14 protein-coding genes are annotated in these 16,823 nt (G+C 70.8%); 13 read left to right on the forward strand and 1 reads right to left on the reverse strand.

Annotated features, from left to right (window positions below):
• Nucleotides 1-92: 92 nt before the first annotated feature.
• Nucleotides 93-1,568 (reverse strand): methyl-accepting chemotaxis protein, encoded by a 1,476-nt coding sequence (locus ACP56T_RS04585; protein WP_430910941.1) that lies wholly within the window; start codon nt 1,566-1,568, stop codon nt 93-95.
• 276 nt (nt 1,569-1,844) lie between these two features.
• Here ACP56T_RS04585 and ACP56T_RS04590 point away from each other — a divergent pair, with 276 nt between their 5' ends.
• The 13 genes from ACP56T_RS04590 to ACP56T_RS04650 all read left to right on the forward strand — a co-directional run bounded on the left by ACP56T_RS04590 (nt 1,845) and on the right by ACP56T_RS04650 (nt 16,821).
• Entirely contained in the window at nt 1,845-3,011 is a 1,167-nt protein-coding gene (locus ACP56T_RS04590) for an FtsW/RodA/SpoVE family cell cycle protein (RefSeq protein ID WP_430911227.1), read from the forward strand.
• Nucleotides 3,008-4,117 (forward strand): undecaprenyldiphospho-muramoylpentapeptide beta-N-acetylglucosaminyltransferase, encoded by a 1,110-nt coding sequence (gene murG, locus ACP56T_RS04595; RefSeq protein ID WP_430910942.1) that lies wholly within the window; start codon nt 3,008-3,010, stop codon nt 4,115-4,117. The genes ACP56T_RS04590 and murG overlap by 4 nt, the downstream gene beginning before the upstream one ends.
• 63 nt (nt 4,118-4,180) lie before the next feature.
• Nucleotides 4,181-5,587 (forward strand): UDP-N-acetylmuramate--L-alanine ligase, encoded by a 1,407-nt coding sequence (gene murC / locus ACP56T_RS04600; RefSeq protein ID WP_430910943.1) that lies wholly within the window; start codon nt 4,181-4,183, stop codon nt 5,585-5,587.
• A gap of 6 nt (nt 5,588-5,593) precedes the next feature.
• On the forward strand, nt 5,594-6,133 hold the full coding sequence (locus ACP56T_RS04605) for an endonuclease domain-containing protein (RefSeq protein ID WP_430910944.1): 540 nt from the start codon (nt 5,594-5,596) through the stop codon (nt 6,131-6,133).
• The gene (gene murB / locus ACP56T_RS04610; RefSeq protein ID WP_430910945.1) at nt 6,130-7,059 is read left to right on the forward strand and encodes a UDP-N-acetylmuramate dehydrogenase; all 930 of its coding nucleotides are present in this window, start codon (nt 6,130-6,132) and stop codon (nt 7,057-7,059) included. The genes ACP56T_RS04605 and murB overlap by 4 nt, the downstream gene beginning before the upstream one ends.
• A 43-nt stretch (nt 7,060-7,102) precedes the next feature.
• On the forward strand, nt 7,103-8,026 hold the full coding sequence (locus ACP56T_RS04615; protein WP_430910946.1) for a D-alanine--D-alanine ligase: 924 nt from the start codon (nt 7,103-7,105) through the stop codon (nt 8,024-8,026).
• On the forward strand, nt 7,993-8,919 hold the full coding sequence (locus ACP56T_RS04620) for a cell division protein FtsQ/DivIB (protein ID WP_430910947.1): 927 nt from the start codon (nt 7,993-7,995) through the stop codon (nt 8,917-8,919). The genes ACP56T_RS04615 and ACP56T_RS04620 overlap by 34 nt, the downstream gene beginning before the upstream one ends.
• Before the next feature lie 61 nt (nt 8,920-8,980).
• Complete coding sequence (gene ftsA / locus ACP56T_RS04625) at nt 8,981-10,303, forward strand: cell division protein FtsA (RefSeq protein ID WP_430910948.1); 1,323 nt, start codon at nt 8,981-8,983, stop codon at nt 10,301-10,303.
• 99 nt (nt 10,304-10,402) lie between these two features.
• A complete protein-coding gene (gene ftsZ, locus ACP56T_RS04630) occupies nt 10,403-12,139 on the forward strand; it encodes a cell division protein FtsZ (RefSeq protein WP_430910949.1) in 1,737 nt (578 codons plus the stop codon).
• Between the two features lie 436 nt (nt 12,140-12,575).
• The gene (gene lpxC, locus ACP56T_RS04635) at nt 12,576-13,517 is read left to right on the forward strand and encodes a UDP-3-O-acyl-N-acetylglucosamine deacetylase (RefSeq protein WP_430910950.1); all 942 of its coding nucleotides are present in this window, start codon (nt 12,576-12,578) and stop codon (nt 13,515-13,517) included.
• Between the two features lie 204 nt (nt 13,518-13,721).
• A complete protein-coding gene (locus ACP56T_RS04640; protein ID WP_430910951.1) occupies nt 13,722-14,600 on the forward strand; it encodes an outer membrane protein assembly factor BamD in 879 nt (292 codons plus the stop codon).
• A gap of 203 nt (nt 14,601-14,803) precedes the next feature.
• The gene (gene recN, locus ACP56T_RS04645) at nt 14,804-16,501 is read left to right on the forward strand and encodes a DNA repair protein RecN (protein WP_430910952.1); all 1,698 of its coding nucleotides are present in this window, start codon (nt 14,804-14,806) and stop codon (nt 16,499-16,501) included.
• A 110-nt stretch (nt 16,502-16,611) separates the two neighbouring features.
• Nucleotides 16,612-16,821 carry a hypothetical protein gene (locus ACP56T_RS04650; protein ID WP_430910953.1) on the forward strand — a complete coding sequence of 70 codons (210 nt, stop codon included), beginning with the start codon at nt 16,612-16,614 and terminating at the stop codon, nt 16,819-16,821.
• Nucleotides 16,822-16,823 lie beyond the last annotated feature (2 nt).

Consider the following 16,823-nt stretch of genomic DNA (forward strand, 5'->3'; position numbering starts at 1 on the left):
CATCGCGCGGCTTCAGGGACTTGGCGTGCCCATAAGCCGGGCAAGCCTGCGCAAATATGCGCGTCCCCGTATCGTGGACGGGCAGCGCGCGGCTAGCGCGCCAGCACCTGCGCCGCGTCGCGGGTGGTGGCGACGGCGCCGGAGACCTGCGTCACCGCCGAGGAGATCGCCGAGATGCTGGTGGCGATGTCCGAGACGGCGCCCGACGCCTGCTGCATGTTCACCGACAGGTCGTGCGTGACGGCGCTCTGCTCCTCGAGGGCGGCGGCGGTGGTGACGACCTGCTCGCGCATGGTGTCGACGCAGGCCCGGATCGAGGCGAGGGCGCCGACGACGTTGGCCGAGATCGCCTGCATGCCGTTGATCTCGCCGTTGATCTGCTCAGTGGCCTGCGAGGCCTGCGCCGCGAGGTGCTTCACCTCCTGGGCGACCACGGCGAAGCCGCGTCCGGCCTCCCCCGAGCGGGCCGCCTCGATGGTGGCGTTGAGGGCGAGCAGGTTGATCTGCGCCGCGATCGACTGGATCAGCCCGACGATGCCGCTCATCGAGCGCGCCGCGTCGGAGAGCCGGTTCGCGTAGCCGTCGGCGGTGCGCACCTCGGCGGTGGCGTCGTCGCTCGCGGCGCGCGAGCGCGCCATGCTCTGCGCCACCTCGGCGACGGAGGCCGCGAGCTCCTCTGAGGCCGCCGCCATGGCCTGGACGTTGCCGGCGGTGGTCCCGGCCGCGTCCGATGCCGTCCGCGAGGCTTGCGAGGAGTGGTCCACGGCCCGGTCGATCTCGCCGAAATTCTCGTCGATCATGCGGCGCAGGTTGGCGAGCAACTGGACCTGCTCGGTGATGTCGGTGGCGAACTTCACGATCTTGTAGGGCCGCCCGGCCGCGTCGAGGATCGGGTTGTAGGAGGCCTGGATCCAGACCTCCCGGCCGCCCTTGCCGAGGCGCCGGTACTGGGCCGCCTGATAGGCGCCCCCCTTCAGCGCGGCCCAGAAGGCGGCGTATTCGGCCCCCGCCGCGTAGGCCGGCTCGACGAACAGGGAATGGTGGCGCCCCCGGATCTCGGGCAGCGTGTAGCCGAGGGTCGAGAGGAAGTTGTCGTTGGCGTCGAGGATGATGCCGTCGGTGCCGAATTCGATGACGGCCTGCGCCTTGCGGATCGCCGCGATCTGGCCGGCGCGGTCGGCATCCTCCGCCTTCTGCCGGGTGATGTCGGTGGCGAACTTGACGATCTTGCAGGGCCGCCCGTCGCGCCCGGCGATCGGGTTGTAGGAGGCCTGGATCCAGACGTCGCGGCCGTCCTTGGCGATCCGCCGGAACTGCGCCGCCTCGAAGCGGCCCTCGCGCAGGCGCTGCCAGAAGGCGCGGTAGGCGTCGCTGTCGCGCTCCTTGGGATCGACGAACAGGCCGTGATGGCGGCCCGCGATCTCAGGCAGGGTGTAGCCGACAACGGAGAGGAAATTCTCGTTGGCCGTCAGGACATTGCCGGAGAGGTCGAACTCGATGACGGCCTGGACGCGGTCGAGGGCGGCGAGCTTGGCGGCGGCGTCCGAGTGCTTGCGGATCGGGAACATGGCGTCGGTCGTCTCCGATGATCGCCGCCGGACCGGCCGCCCGCCGAATGCTGCGGGGAGGGTAGCGGCGTCTTGATCGACCTAGATCATGCCCCGGTAAACTTAACCAGAGATTGCATTCTCTGAGGTTGCGTTCCGCGACGCAGGTTGCGCCCGGCGCGTCGCGCCGCCCGGAACGAGGCCGCGTCCACCATCCGTTTACCATTCCGCCACAGGATCACGGCGCGACCGCCCGCGCCCGATCCGGGCATGGCGGCGCATGGAGTCCTGCCGCCGATGATGTCCCGCGCGGATCGCACGCCCCTGACCGACTGGTGGTGGACCGTGGATCGCGGCCTGCTCGCGGCGCTCGGCGCGCTGATGGTGGCGGGCCTCGTCTTCCTGATGGGCGGCGGCCCGCCGGTGGCCGAGCGCATCGGCCTGCCGACCTTCTACTTCCTCAACCGCCAGGCGCTGTACCTGGCACCGACGATCCTGCTCATCGTCGCAGTCTCGTTCCTGTCGCTCCGGCAGGTGCGCCGGCTCGCGCTCTTCACCTGGGTGGTGGGGGTGGCGCTCTGCATCCTCGCCGGAAAGTTCGGCCCGGAGATCAAGGGCGCCCATCGCTGGATCCAGTTCGGCTCCTTCGGGTTGCAGCCCTCCGAGTTCGTGAAGCCGGCCTTCGTCGTGGTGGCCGCCTGGGCCTTCTCGGAGGGCGCGCAGCGCCGCGACATGCCGGGCGGGTTCCTGGCCATCCTGCTCCTGCCGATGACCATCGTGCCCCTCGTGCTCCAGCCGGATTTCGGCCAGACCATGCTCATCACCATCGTCTGGTGCACGCTGTTCTTCGTGGCCGGGCTGCACTGGTTCTGGGTGGCGGGGCTCGGCGCGGGCGGGCTCATCGGAGTGTTCGCCGCCTACACCTTCCTGCATCACGTCCGCGAGCGCATCACCCGCTTCCTGAACAAGGATTCCGGCGACAGCTTCCAGGAGTTCTGGTCGCGCGAATCGTTCCGCTCGGGGAGCTGGTTCGGCACCGGGCCGGGGGAGGGTGTCGCCAAGCGCCACCTGCCCGACGCGCATACGGACTTCATCTTCTCGGTGACGGGCGAGGAATTCGGCGTGCTGGTCTGTCTCGGCCTGCTGGCGCTCTTCCTCTATATCGTGATGCGCGGCCTCAAGCTGGCGCGCCGGACCGACGACACCTTCTCCCGGCTCGCCATCACGGGGCTGACGACTCTGTTCGGCATGCAGGCCTGCATCAACATGGCGGTGAACACCCAGCTCATGCCGGCCAAGGGCATGACGCTTCCCTTCGTCTCCTATGGCGGCTCGTCGCTGATCTCGCTGGCGCTCGGGATGGGCTTCCTCATCGCGCTCACCCGCAAGCGCCCGCGCGTGACCATGCTCAGCCAGAAGCCGCCGGGCACGACGCCGTCCACCATCGCCGGGGTGATGCGGTGACGGTGGCGCAGGCGACCGTCCTGCTCTGCGCGGGCGGGACCGGAGGGCATCTCTTCCCGGCCGAGAGCCTCGCCCACGCGCTGCGGGCGCGCGGCGTGCGGGTGGCGCTCGCCACCGACGCGCGGGTCGAGTCGATCAAGGACGGCTTTCCGGCCTCCGAGATCGTCACCATCGCCTCGGCGACGCCCTCGGGCCGTTCGCTGGTGAAGCGCGGCATGGCGGTGGTGACGCTGGGGCGCGGCTTCGGCATGGCCGCGAAGGAGATCCGCCGGATCGACCCGGCCGCGATCGTCGGGTTCGGCGGCTATCCAACCGTGCCGCCCATGCTCGCCGGGCAGATCCTGCGCGTGCCGACCATCCTGCACGAGCAGAACGCCGTGATGGGCCGCGCCAACGCCTTTCTGGCCCGCGGTGCCAGGAGGATCGCGACCGGCTTCAAGGACGTGCGCGGGGTGCCGGCGAAGGCCACGGCGCCGCGCACCCATACCGGCAACCCCTTGCGTCCCGCCGTGATCGAGGCGGCGGCGAGCCCCTATCCGGCGCTCGCGTCCGACGGCATCGTGAACCTCCTCGTCTTCGGCGGCAGCCAGGGCGCGCGGATCATGAGCGAGATCGTGCCGAAGGCCGTGGCGCAGCTGCCCGCCGACATCCGGGCGCGGCTGCGCATCGTCCAGCAGGCGCGGGCGGAGGACCTCGCCAGCGTCCAGAACGAGTATCTCGCCCTGGGGCTCTCCGGCACCGACGTGGCGCCGTTCTTCCGCGACATGCCGGCGCGGATCGCGGCCGCGCATCTCGTGGTGTCGCGCTCGGGCGCCTCGACGGTCTCGGAGCTCGCGGCCATCGGCCGTCCCTCGATCCTGGTGCCGCTGCCCGGCGCCCTCGATCAGGACCAGGCGGCCAACGCCGAGACGCTGAGCCGGATCGGCGCCGCGCTGGCGCTGCCGCAGAGCGCCTTCACCCCGGACCGGCTGACGGCGGAGCTGCTCGATTCGATCTCCGCGCCCGAAAAATTGACCGCGGCGGCCGCAGCCGCCAAAAGCGCCGGCATCCTCGACGCCGCCGAGCGGCTCGCCGACCTCGTCATCGAGACCGCCGCCCACACTTGATTTTTTTGTGACTTGCCGTCGGCGCCCTGCCGCGCCGGCCTGCCCGGAAGACGGTTCACTCCCATGAAGCTGCCCGACAAGCTCGGACCCATCCACTTCATCGGCATCGGCGGCATCGGCATGTCCGGCATCGCCGAGGTGATGCACAATCTCGGCTACACGGTGCAGGGCTCGGACGCCTCCGACAACGCCAATGTGCGCCGCCTCGCCGACAAGGGCATGAAGACTTTCGTCGGCCACGCGGCCGAAAACGTCGAGGAGGCGGCGCTGGTCGTCGTCTCCACCGCGATTCGTCGCGACAATCCCGAGCTCGTCGCCGCCCGCGAGCGCCGCCTGCCGGTGGTGCGCCGCGCCGAGATGCTGGCCGAGCTGATGCGCTTCAAGTCCTGCGTCGCCATCGCCGGCACGCATGGCAAGACCACCACCACTTCGCTCGTGGCCACTCTGCTCGACGCGGGAAACCTCGACCCCACCGTCATCAACGGCGGCATCATCAACGCCTACGGCACCAACGCCCGCATGGGCGAGGGCGAGTGGATGGTGGTGGAGGCCGACGAATCGGACGGCACCTTCCTGCGCCTGCCCGCCGACGTGGTGATCGTCACCAATATCGACCCCGAGCATCTCGACCATTTCGGCTCGTTCGAGGCGGTGAAGGACGCCTTCCGGCGCTTCATCGACAACATCCCCTTCTACGGCTTCGCGGTGATGTGCATCGACCATCCCGTGGTGCAGGACCTCGTCGGCCATATCGAGGACCGGCGCATCGTCACCTACGGCGAGAACCCGCAGGCCGACGTGCGCCTCATCGACGTCGACCTGAAGGGCGGCCAGAGCCGCTTCCGGGTGATGATCCGCGACCGCCGGCCGGGCTACCGCATGGAGATGGAAGACCTCGTGCTGCCCATGCCCGGCAAGCACAACGCGTTGAACGCTACCGCCGCGCTCGCGGTGGCGCACGAACTCGGCGTGTCGAGCGACGCGATCCGGCGGGCGCTCGCTGGCTTCGGCGGGGTCAAGCGCCGCTTCACCCGCACCGGCGAGTGGAACGGCGCGGCGATCTTCGACGATTACGGGCACCATCCGGTGGAGATCAAGGCGGTGCTGAAGGCCGCCCGCGCCTCCACGGACGGCAAGGTGATCGCCATCGTGCAGCCGCACCGCTACTCGCGCCTGCAATCGCTGTTCGACGATTTCTGCACCTGCTTCAACGATGCCGACACGGTGATCGTCGCCCCCGTCTACGCGGCGGGCGAGGCGCCCATCGAGGGCATCGACCGCGACGGGCTCGTCGCCGGCCTGAAGTCGCGCGGGCATCGCGACGCGCGGGCGCTGGAGCGCCCGGAGGACCTCGCCGGCATCGTCGCCGGGCTGGCCGAACCGGGCGACTACGTGGTCTGCCTCGGCGCCGGCACCATCACCCAATGGGCCTACGCCCTGCCGGGAGAGCTGGCGGCGCTGAAGGGATGAGACGGAATGCGTTCCGTCGATGCCACGGGGACACGGTTGCGTCGGCGGCTCCGGCGCGATCAGACCGATCCCGAACGAATCCTTTGGTATCGCCTGCGCGGCCGCAGGCTCGCGGGCTTCAAGTTCGTCAGACAGGACAGCGTCGGACGCTATGTGGCCGATTTCGCCTGTCGGGAAGTGAAGCTGATTGTCGAGCTCGATGGCAGCCAGCACGCCGACAGCGCGCATGACCGTGTGCGCGACGCGTGGCTTGCCGAACAGGGATATCGCGTGCTGCGCTTCTGGAACGCCGACGTGATGACCAACATGAACTCCGTTCTCGATACGATCGTGGCGGCCCTCCCTCCCTCTCCCTGCTTGCGGGGAGAGGGCCGCGGCGACCTCGTCGTCGGCGCGGCGAGCCCGAAGGGCGAGGGTGAGGGGGCGTCTCCGGGCGAGCCCGATCCGTTGCCGCCCCCTCACCCTCGGCTGCCGCCTCGCTCTGCCGACGACGAGGTCGACAGAGCCCTCTCCCCGCGGGCGGGGAGAGGCGGAGCGCATCCATGACCGCCTTCCCCGATATCACGCCGGCCCTCCGCGCGGCGGCGCCGGGCCTGCGCGGCCGCCTCGTCGCGAACCCCTCGCTCGCCGACCTGACCTGGTTCCGCGTCGGCGGTCCGGCCCAGGTGCTGTTCACGCCGGCCGACGAGGAGGACCTCGCCGCGCTGCTGGCCGCGCTCGATCCGGCGATTCCCGTCACGGTGATCGGGCTCGGCTCCAACCTGATCGTGCGCGACGGCGGCATTCCCGGTGTCGTGATCCGGCTCGGCGGCAAGGCGTTCGGGAGCGTCGCCATCGACGGCGATACGCTGCGGACCGGCACGGCGGTCCCCGACATGCGCCTCGCCAAGGCGGCGGCGGAGGCCTCTCTCGACGGGCTCGCCTTCTATCGCGGCATCCCCGGCTCCATCGGCGGGGCCCTGCGCATGAACGCAGGCGCCCATGGCGGCGAGACCACCGACGTGCTGGTCGAGGCGCGCGGGGTCGACCGGAGCGGGGCGCTGCGCGTGTTCACCCATGCCGAGATGGGGTTTTCCTATCGCCACTCCGACGCGCCCGACGACGTGATCTTCACGAGCGCGCTGTTTCGCGGCCGCCCCGGCGAGCGGGACGCCATCGAGGCGGAGATGGCGCGCGTCACCGCCGCGCGCGAGGCTGCGCAACCGATTCGCGAGCGCACCGGCGGCTCGACCTTCAAGAACCCGGACGGCGGCAAGGCGTGGCAGCTCATCGACGCCGCCGGCTGCCGGGGGCTGACCATGGGCGGCGCCCAGGTCTCGCCCATGCACTGCAACTTCCTGATCAACCGCGACGGCGCCACCGCCGCCGACATCGAATCGCTCGGCGAGGAAGTCCGCCGCCGGGTGCGCGAGAGTTCGGGGGTGGAGCTGCACTGGGAGATCAAGCGGATCGGCGTGCCGGCCTCCGTCTGAGGGCCAGGGCCGCCGGGCGCGTCACCGAATCGGAGGAACGGGAATGTCCCAACACGTCGCCGTCCTGATGGGCGGGTGGTCTTCCGAGCGGGAGATCTCGCTGAAATCGGGCCGGGCCTGCGCCCGCGCCCTCGAGGGCGAGGGGTTCCGCGTCACCCCCGTCGATGTCGGGCCGGACATCGCCACGGTGCTCACCGCGCTGAAGCCCGACGCGGCCCTCAACGCCCTGCACGGCCCCGCCGGCGAGGACGGCACCATCCAGGGGCTGCTCGAGATCCTGCGCATTCCCTACACGCATTCCGGCGTGCTGGCCTCCGCGCTCGCCATGCACAAGGAGCGGGCCAAGATCGTCATGCGCGCGGCCGGCGTCGCCGTGCCGGAGGGCCGGATCGTTAACCGGCATGATGCGGCGAAGTCACACCCGTTAACCCCTCCCTACGTGGTGAAGCCCGTCGCCGAGGGTTCCTCGATGGGTGTCATCATCGTGCGCGACGGGCGCTCCCATCCGCCCCAGATTCTGGGCTCGGACGAGTGGGTCTACGGGGACGAAGTCCTTGCGGAGACTTACGTTGCGGGCCGCGAGCTGACCTGCGCGGTGATGGGCGACAGGGCGCTCGGCGTGATCGAGATCAAGCCGGCCTCGGGGGAGTGGTACGACTTCGACGCGAAGTACGCCGCCGGGGGCTCGATCCACGTCCTCCCGGCCGATCTTAAACCAAATGTTTACCAGCGTGTCCAAGAGTTGTCGTTAACGGCGCATCAAGCACTCGGGTGCCGAGGCATCAGCCGTGCGGACCTACGATTCGACGACACTCCGGGGGGGACCGGGGCGCTCGTCGTGCTGGAGGTCAACACGCAGCCCGGCATGACCGAGACGAGCCTTGTGCCGGAGATGGCAGCCCATGCGGGCTTGAGTTTCGGTGAGCTCGTCCGATGGATGGTGGAGGACGCAACACTGGGCCGCTGAGCCCCTCCGGTCAGGCACCGGGCCCGCTCGCGCGGCTCCTGCGCCTCGTCCGGCGTCCGGCCTCCATCCGCCGCGCCCGTCCCGGCCTGCCGATCGAGGCGCGGCTGCCGCGCGGCGTCGGCATCGCCGGGGTCTCCGCCGCGCTCGCCGCCTTCGCGCTGACCGGCTTCGTCGCCAGCGGCCGCTACGACGCCTTCGTGGCCGAGCAGGGCCGCCCCCTCGACATCGCCGCCCGGCTCGCCGGCTTCGGCGTCGAGAAGGTGACGATCTCCGGCATCTCCCGGATGTACGAGCGCGAGGTGCTGGCCGCCGCCGGCATCGACTGGCGCTCCTCCGTCCCCTTCCTCGACGTGACTGAGGTCCGCGCCCGCCTGCTGCGCGTGCCGCTGATCGCCTCGGCCTCGGTGCGCAAGCTCTACCCCAACGAGATCGTCATCACCGAGGTCGAGCGCGAGCCCGCCGCCCTCTGGCAGAAGGACGGCGAGATCTCCGTCATCGCCGCCGACGGCACCGTCATCGATACCATGCGGGACGACCGCTACGCCTCGCTCCCTCTGGTGGTGGGCGACGAGGCGAATGTCCGTCTCCCCGAATATCTCGCGCTGATCGCCGCCGCCGGGTCGCTCGGCGAGCGCGTGAAGGCCGGCACCTTCGTCTCCGGCCGGCGCTGGACGCTGAAGCTCGACGGCGTCGACATCCGCCTGCCCGAGACCGGCGCCGCGCAGGCGCTTAGTCGCCTCGTGAAGCTGGAGCGCGACAAGGGCATCCTGGAGAAGGACATCATCGCCGTGGATCTCCGCATGGACGACCGGGTGGTGGTGCGCCTCACCGAGGAGGCCGCCGCCGCCCGCGCCGAGGCGCAGAAACCGAAGAAGAAGGGAACCGCGACATGAGCCGGTCGAACCGCTCCGTGCTCGTCTCGCCCGCCCCCGCAAGCTCCCTCCGGTAAGCGCCATGCACAGCCAACACGGCCTGACGCCGCGCCTGAAGCCGCTCTCCGCCCGCCGCAGCACCACGCTGTCGGTGCTGGACATCGGCACCAGCAAGGTCGTCTGCCTCATCGCCGAATTGCAGCCGGCCGAGGCGCTCTCGACCCTGCGCGGCCGCACGCATCTCGCCCGCATCATCGGCATCGGCCATCAACGCTCGCTGGGCCTGAAGGGGGGCGCCATCGTCGATCTCGAATCGGCCGAGAGCGCCATCCGCCAGGCGGTCCACGCCGCCGAGCGCATGGCGAAGGTCGAGGTGCAGTCGGTCATCGTGAACATGTCCGGCGGCCGGCTCGGCTCGCAGCATTACGAGGCGCGGGTGAACGTGCGCACCGGCACCGTCACCGGCTCCGACGTGGAGCGCGTGCTGGAGACGGCGAGCGCCCACGGCGTCACCCCCGGCCGCACCGTGCTGCACGCCCTGCCCACCGGCTACGCGCTGGACGGCCAGGGCGCGGTGATCGACCCTTCCGGCATGATTGGCGACGCGCTGGGCGTCGACCTGCACGTCGTCACCAGCGAGGCGGCCGCCGCCCGCAACCTGATGCTCGCCGTCGAGCATTGCCATCTCGGCGTCGAGGCGGTGATCGCCACGCCCTACGCCGCCGGCCTCTCGGCGCTCGTCGACGACGAGGCCGAGATGGGCGTCTGCGTCGTCGACATGGGCGGCGGCACCACCAGCGTCGGCGTCTTCTCGGGCGGGCATCTCGTCCATGTGGACGCCATCGCGGTGGGCGGCCACCACGTCACCATGGACATCGCGCGCGGGCTCTCCACCCGCGTCGCGGCGGCCGAGCGCCTCAAGACCCTCTACGGCTCGGCCATCGCCACCCCCTCCGACGAGCGCGACATGATCGCGGTCCACGGGGTCGGCGAGGACGAGGGCGAGGCGCCCTCCCACGTGCCGCGCTCGCAGCTCGTGCGGATCATCCGCCCGCGCGTCGAGGAGGTGGTGGAGCTGGTGCGCGACCGGCTGCGCAAGGCGGGCTTCGCCGAGCAGGCCGGACGCCGGGTGGTGCTCACGGGCGGCGCCAGCCAGCTCGTCGGCCTGCCCGAGGTCACGCGCCGGGTGATGCAGGGACAGGTGCGGATCGGGCGCCCGCTCGGCATCCGCGGCCTGCCCGAGGCCGCCAAGGGGCCGGCCTTCTCCGCCGCGGTAGGGCTGCTGGTCTACCCGCAGGTGGCGCATGCGGAGCATTTCGAGCCGCGCGGACAGGGCGTCTTCGCCGGCACGGGAACGGACGGGTACATCTCGCGCGTCGGACGCTGGATCCGCGAGAGCTTTTAGGACGGCTGAACCGGGCGCTCCGCGAGGACGTCCAGAACCAACGGATCCGGCGCCGCGAGGCGCCGCACAGACAAGCGACAGTCAAAGGGGCTCGACATCATGGCCATCTCGCTTCAGGCGCCGGACATCCGGGAACTCAAGCCCCGCATCACCGTCTTCGGTGTCGGCGGCGCCGGCGGCAACGCCGTCAACAACATGATCGAATCGGGCCTGCTCGGCTGCGAGTTCGTGGTCGCCAACACCGACGCCCAGGCGCTGACCTCCTCCAAGGCCGAGCGCGTCATCCAGATGGGTCTCGGCGTGACGCAGGGGCTCGGCGCCGGCTCGCACCCGGAGGTCGGCTCGGCGGCGGCCGAGGAGGTCATGGACGAGATCCGCGACCAGCTCTCGGGCGCCCATATGTGCTTCATCACCGCCGGCATGGGCGGCGGCACCGGCACGGGCGCGGCCCCCGTCATTGCCCGCGCGGCGCGCGACATGGGCATCCTGACGGTCGGCGTCGTGACCAAGCCCTTCCAGTTCGAGGGCGTGCGCCGCATGCGCACGGCGGAGGCCGGCATCCAGGAGTTGCAGGCCGCCGTCGACACCCTCATCGTGATCCCGAACCAGAACCTGTTCCGGGTCGCCAACGAGAAGACCACCTTCGCCGACGCCTTCGCCATGGCCGACCAGGTGCTCTACTCGGGCGTCGCCTGCATCACCGACCTGATGGTCAAGGAAGGTCTCATCAATCTCGACTTCGCCGACGTGCGCGCGATCATGCGCGGCATGGGCAAGGCCATGATGGGCACCGGCGAGGCGTCCGGCGAGAAGCGCGCCAACCGCGCGGCGGAAGCGGCCATCGCCAACCCGCTCCTCGACGACGTCTCCATGAAGGGCGCGCGCGGCCTTCTCATCTCCATCACGGGCGGCGCCGACCTGACCCTGTACGAGCTCGACGAGGCCGCGACGAGAATTCGCGAAGAAGTCGATTCGGACGCCAACATCATCCTCGGCGCCACCTTCGACGAGAGCCTCGACGGCATCATCCGCGTGTCGGTGGTCGCTACCGGCATCGAGCCGGCGCTGATCTCTGCGAACTCCCCCAACAACAAGGAGATCGCCGAGACCGAGCAGCGCATCGCCGAGGTCGCCGAGCGCCTGCGCGCCGAGGCCCGCGCCCGCGCCGCCGCCCCGGCGGCGCCCGCCCCCGCCCCGCGCCCGGCCCCGGAGGCTGTCGCGGCCCAGCCCGTCCCGGCCGCTCCCGTGCGTCCGGCCGCGCCGGAGGCCTACGCCCCCGAGCTGCGTCCCGAGCCGGCCCCCGCCGTCACCCGCGACGACGTGGTGCTGACCCAGGCGCCCCCGCGTGCCGCCGCGCCCTACACGCCCCCGCCGGCGCCGCAGCCGCAGTTCGACCCGGCGCCCGCCCTCAACGCCGGCCCCTTCGTGCCGCCGCGCCCGGCCGCTCCCGCCGCCGCGCCCCTGGCCCGCGGCCCGCGCATGCCGCAGATCCACGAGCTGCCCCCCATCGCCCAGGCGCAGCTGCGCGCCCGGCCCGGCGAGGCGCAGGCCGAGGCTCCGGTCGATTCGAAGCGGATGAACCTGCTGCGCCGTCTCGCCTCCGTGGGCTTCGGCGGCCGCCGCGAGGAGGCCGAGGCCGCCCCGGCCCCGCGCGCCGCCGCCCCGATGCCGCAGGCGCCGATGCCGGCTCCCGCGCCCCGCGCCCCGGCTCCCCCGGCCTACCGCCCGGCGCAGGGCCAGCTCGACCCGCAGGGCCGCGTCGCCCCGCAGGCCCGCATGATGGACGACGACCAGCTCGAGATCCCGGCCTTCCTGCGCCGGCAGGCCAACACCTGAGCCGTCCGGCCCGAGCCTGAAACGACACGCCTCCCCGACCCTTCGCGGCCGGGGAGGCTTTGTTGCAATGCAATTTCAGCGTGTGCGCTGCGGCGAAAAACGGGCGGTCCGATACCCCGCTTCGCCACCCGCCTGTGTCCTTGCTGCTTTTGCGCAACAGGGCGGCCTCCATCGGCACGCTTCGTTAACCAGACGTTAACACATTGGCAGGAAATCGTTTTTCGGATCGCTGGCCGGAAGCGTGTCTGTAACAGAGCGTAAGAAAGCGTGATTTGGCCGGCGGCGCGCGGCACAGTTATACCAAATTCACGACCGATAAGGGCGTCGCGGTTCGTTACGGCGGCGCACGCAGGGGCTTCAAGCAGCGGACGGATCAGAAGGGACGGCAGCCGCCACCGAAGGCGCCGCCGACCCGATCGCGGCCGAGGGCTATGGAATGCGAACGAACCAGCAAACGACCCTGAAGGGCCCCGCGGTACTCGCCGGCATCGGCGTACATTCGGGCAATCCCGTCGAGATCACGCTGCGTCCCGCTCCCGCCAACCACGGCATCGCCTTCCTCCGCACCGGAATGCCCACCGGCAACGACCGGATCATCAAGGCCCACCACGCCTGCGTCTCCGCCACCGAGCTCTGCACCGTCATCGGCGACGTCGAGAGCGGCGCCGTCGCCACCATCGAGCACCTGATGTCGGCCTTCTACGGTCTCGGCATCGACAACGCCCTCGTCGAGATCGACGGGCCCGAGATGCCGATCCTCGACGGCAGCGCGCTCCCCTTCGTCAAGGCCATGGACAAGGTCGGCATCGCCGCCTGCGGCGCGCCGCGCCGCTGGATCAAGGTGCTCCGGCCCGTGCGCATCGAGATCGGCCGCGCCTTCGCCGAGCTGCGCCCCATCGACCGGGGCTTCCGCCTCGACGTCGAGATCGATTTCGAGAGCCCGGTGATCGGCCGCAGCCGCAAGGCCATGGACCTCACCCCCGCCGCCTATCGCCGCGAGATCGCGGGCGCCCGCACCTTCGGCATGATGAAGGACGTGGAGCGCTACTGGCAGGCGGGCTTCGCCCTCGGCGCTTCCCTCGAGAACACCGTCGCCGTCGGCGAGACCGCCGTGGTGAACCCGGAGGGGCTGCGCTACCCGGACGAGTTCGTCCGCCACAAGTTCCTCGATGCTGTCGGCGACCTGGCGCTCGCCGGCCTGCCCCTCCAGGGCGGCTACCGCTCCTTCTGCGGCGGCCACCGCATGAATGTCGGCGTGCTCACGGCCCTGTTCTCCGATCGTGCCAACTACGCGATCGTCGAGGCCCAGGCCCCCCGCCGCGAGACGGCGCTGTCCGAGCTCGGACTCGGCCTCGCCGCCTTCGCCGGCGACCTCTGAGCGGCCTTAACCTTTCTGTAACCCGCAAGACACACGGCGCCATCGGTCTTCGCGCGCGCCGAATATCGCCGTTTTCGCGCCCGAATTGGCCGCCACGGTAAATCGTCCGTCACCAAGGCGCCGGCCCGAAAGGCCGTGGCGCGGGAGGCGGACCGACATGTCGATGTCCGGCGGCCTACGCGCCTGTTTGGGGATGAACCGCAGATGCCCGTGACCACTCCGATCCGCGCTGCGACGGCGGCCATGCTCCTCGCCGTCCTCGGGCTCGGCCTCGGCGGCTGCGACGCCCTCGATTCGATCAACCCCTTCGCCGAGAAGTACAAGCCGGAAGTGATCCCGGACGTCCCCGCGGACAAGCTCTACAGCGAGGGCCTGGCCAAGATGGAGGACAGCGACTACGAGGGCGCCGTCAAGAAGTTCGACAGCCTCGACAAGCAGTACCAGTATTCCGACTGGTCGCGGAAGGCGTTGCTGATGACGGCCTACGCCAACTACGAAGGCCAGAAATACGACGACGCGATCAACGCCTCGAAGCGCTATCTCCAGCGCCATCCGGCGAGTAAGGACGCGGCCTACGCCCAGTATCTGATGGCGATGTCGCAGTACAAGCAGATCCCCGACGTCACCCGCGACCAGGACCGCTCCGAGAAGGCCCTCGTGGCGCTTCAGGAACTCGTCCAGAAGTACCCGAAGTCGGAATACTCGGCCGACGCCAAGGCCAAGATCCAGATCACCCGCGACCAGCTCGCCGGCAAGGAGATGGAGATCGGCCGCTTCTATCTGGAGCGCCGCAACTTCCCGGCCGCGATCAACCGCTTCCGCGACGTGGTCAGCAAGTACCAGACGACCCGCCACGCCGAGGAGGCGCTGGAGCGCCTGGTCGAGGCCTACATGGCGCTCGGCATCACCGCCGAGGCCCAGAACGCCGCGGCCGTGCTCGCCCACAACTTCCCTGACAGCCCCTGGTACAAGGACGCCTACGCGCTCCTCCAGACCGGCGGTCTGGAGCCACGCGAGGAGAAGACCTCCTTCCTCAGCAAGGTCTATCGCTCCGTCATCGGCCGCACCGCCGAGGCGCAGTAATCGTCCGATCTCCGATGGGATCGCGCGGGCGGGGCCGGCAGATGCCGCCCCGCCCGTTTTCGTTTTCGGGATGAAGCCGGACTGCTTTCGTTCTATATCGTCGGGCGGGCGGGCATGGGTCGCGCCTGTATCCCGAGGATCGGTTGCCGGTGCGGCCTCGCATCGCGCCGGTCCAAGCGCCAAAAAGGGCTTCGAGACGCGGCATGCTGGTGCAGCTCGCGATTCGCGATATCGTCCTGATCGACCGTCTCGAGCTGAACGTCCGCGAGGGCTTGAGCGTGCTCACCGGCGAGACCGGCGCGGGCAAGTCGATCCTGCTCGACGCCTTCGCCCTCGCTCTCGGCGGGCGCGGCGACGGCGGTCTCGTCCGGCACGGGCAGGCGCAGGGCGGCGTCACGGCGGTCTTCGACGTCACCCTCGACCATCCCGCTCGCGCCATCGCGGCGGAGGCCGGCATCGACACCGAGGGCGACCTGATCCTGCGCCGCGCCCAGATGGCGGACGGCCGCACCCGCGCCTTCGTCAACGACCAGCCCGTCGGCGTGCAGACCCTGCGCGCCATCGGCGCGGCGCTGGTGGAGATCCACGGCCAGCACGACGACCGGGCGCTGGCCGACCCGAGCGCCCACCGCGCCATCCTCGACGCCTTCGGCGGCTTGCAGAAGCCGCTCGCCGCCGTGGCCGAGGGGTCGCGACGGGTGAAGGCGGCCCGCTCGGCGCTCGCCGAGCAGCGCGCCCGCGTCGAGGCGGCCCGGCGCGAATCGGACTTTTTGCGGCATGCCGTCGAGGAGCTCGACGCGCTCGATCCGCAGGGAGGCGAGGAGGCGAGCCTCGCCCTGCGCCGCACCACCATGCAGCAGAGCGAAAAAATCGCGCGCGAGCTGAACGACGCGCTCGACTGCCTCGCCGGCCCGAACTCGCCGGTGCCGCATCTCTCCTCGGCCGTGCGCCGGCTGGAGCGGCGGGCGGACCAGTTGCCGGCCCTCGTCGGCCCCTGCGTCACGGCCCTCGACGCCGCCCTCGTGGCGCTCGACGAGGCGCGCGGCGTCCTCGATTCGGCGGTGGCCGAGACCGAGTTCGATCCGCGTGAGCTGGAGCGGGTCGAGGAGCGGCTGTTCGCGCTGCGCGCCGCCTCCCGCAAATACGACGTCGCCGCCGACGATCTGGCGGCGTTGCGCGAAAAATTCGTGGGCGATGTCGCCGCCATCGATGCCGGCGAGGAGGCGCTTCTCACCCTGGAGGCGACGCTGGCCCAGGCGGAGGCCGCCTACGCGGCCGCCGCCCAGAAGCTCGGGGAGGGACGCCGTCGCGCCGCCAAGGCGCTGGACGCGGCGGTGAAGGCGGAGTTGCCGCCCCTCAAGCTGGAGCGCGCCCGCTTCATCACCGAGATCGCCACAGACACCGATTCGCGCGACCCCGCCGGCACCGAGCGCGTCGAGTTCTGGGCGCAGACCAACCCCGGCACCAAGCCCGGCCCGATGATGAAGGTGGCCTCGGGCGGCGAGCTCTCGCGCTTCATGCTCGCCCTCAAGGTGGTGCTCGCCGATCGCGGCTCGGCCCCGACCTTGATCTTCGACGAGATCGACACGGGCGTGGGCGGCGCCGTCGCCGACGCCATCGGCGTGCGGCTCGCGCGGCTCGCAGCGCAGGTCCAGGTCCTGGCGGTGACGCACGCCCCCCAGGTCGCGGCGCGCGCAAGCACGCATTTCCTCATCGCCAAGGACGCGGTGAAGGGCGCCGGCCGGGTCGCGACCAGCGTCGCGCCCCTCGACACGGCGGCCCGGCGCGAGGAGATCGCCCGCATGCTCGCCGGCGCCTCGGTGACGGAGGAGGCGCGCGCCGCCGCCGCCCGCCTCATCGCCGGAGCGGCCCCCGCCGACGATCTCCTGGCGAAGGTGTGAGCCTCAGGTCGAGCTTGGCGCTAACCCCGCGTTAACCATGCGGGCGGATCGTGATCCCAGGATCACCGATGCGATTCGGGATCCTTCAAGGAAATCGCGGGTCGGAAACGATGTGCCAGGGGACGGGACTGCCGGAGGCGGCCAAGGGCCACGCCGGAACGGCCGGCGCGCTCACCGCCGAGACCCGACAGAGCCTCGGCCTGACGCTCCGCTCGATCTACGAGGGCAGCATCGACCGTCAGCCGCTCCCCGACGAGCAGGTCGAGCTGCTGCTGCGCCTGCGCCACAAGGAGCGCGACCGGCGCCGGTCGGGCGAATAGCG

This window comes from Methylobacterium endophyticum, from assembly GCF_050591105.1.
In the GTDB taxonomy this organism is placed as follows: Bacteria; Pseudomonadota; Alphaproteobacteria; order Rhizobiales; family Beijerinckiaceae; genus Methylobacterium.

Bases quoted from the DNA above. Each gene is read 5' to 3' on its own strand.
- ACP56T_RS04650 (WP_430910953.1), top strand. From the start codon at position 16,612: ATGTGCCAGGGGACGGGACTGCCGGAGGCGGCCAAGGGCCACGCCGGA.
- ftsZ (WP_430910949.1), top strand. From the start codon at position 10,403: ATGGCCATCTCGCTTCAGGCGCCGGACATCCGGGAACTCAAGCCCCGC.
- ACP56T_RS04585 (WP_430910941.1), bottom strand. From the start codon at position 1,568: ATGTTCCCGATCCGCAAGCACTCGGACGCCGCCGCCAAGCTCGCCGCC.
- ACP56T_RS04620 (WP_430910947.1), top strand. From the start codon at position 7,993: ATGGATGGTGGAGGACGCAACACTGGGCCGCTGAGCCCCTCCGGTCAG.
- ACP56T_RS04640 (WP_430910951.1), top strand. From the start codon at position 13,722: ATGCCCGTGACCACTCCGATCCGCGCTGCGACGGCGGCCATGCTCCTC.
- ACP56T_RS04605 (WP_430910944.1), top strand. From the start codon at position 5,594: ATGCGTTCCGTCGATGCCACGGGGACACGGTTGCGTCGGCGGCTCCGG.
- recN (WP_430910952.1), top strand. From the start codon at position 14,804: ATGCTGGTGCAGCTCGCGATTCGCGATATCGTCCTGATCGACCGTCTC.
- ftsA (WP_430910948.1), top strand. From the start codon at position 8,981: ATGCACAGCCAACACGGCCTGACGCCGCGCCTGAAGCCGCTCTCCGCC.
- murC (WP_430910943.1), top strand. From the start codon at position 4,181: ATGAAGCTGCCCGACAAGCTCGGACCCATCCACTTCATCGGCATCGGC.
- ACP56T_RS04615 (WP_430910946.1), top strand. From the start codon at position 7,103: ATGTCCCAACACGTCGCCGTCCTGATGGGCGGGTGGTCTTCCGAGCGG.
- lpxC (WP_430910950.1), top strand. From the start codon at position 12,576: ATGCGAACGAACCAGCAAACGACCCTGAAGGGCCCCGCGGTACTCGCC.
- ACP56T_RS04590 (WP_430911227.1), top strand. From the start codon at position 1,845: ATGATGTCCCGCGCGGATCGCACGCCCCTGACCGACTGGTGGTGGACC.
- murB (WP_430910945.1), top strand. From the start codon at position 6,130: ATGACCGCCTTCCCCGATATCACGCCGGCCCTCCGCGCGGCGGCGCCG.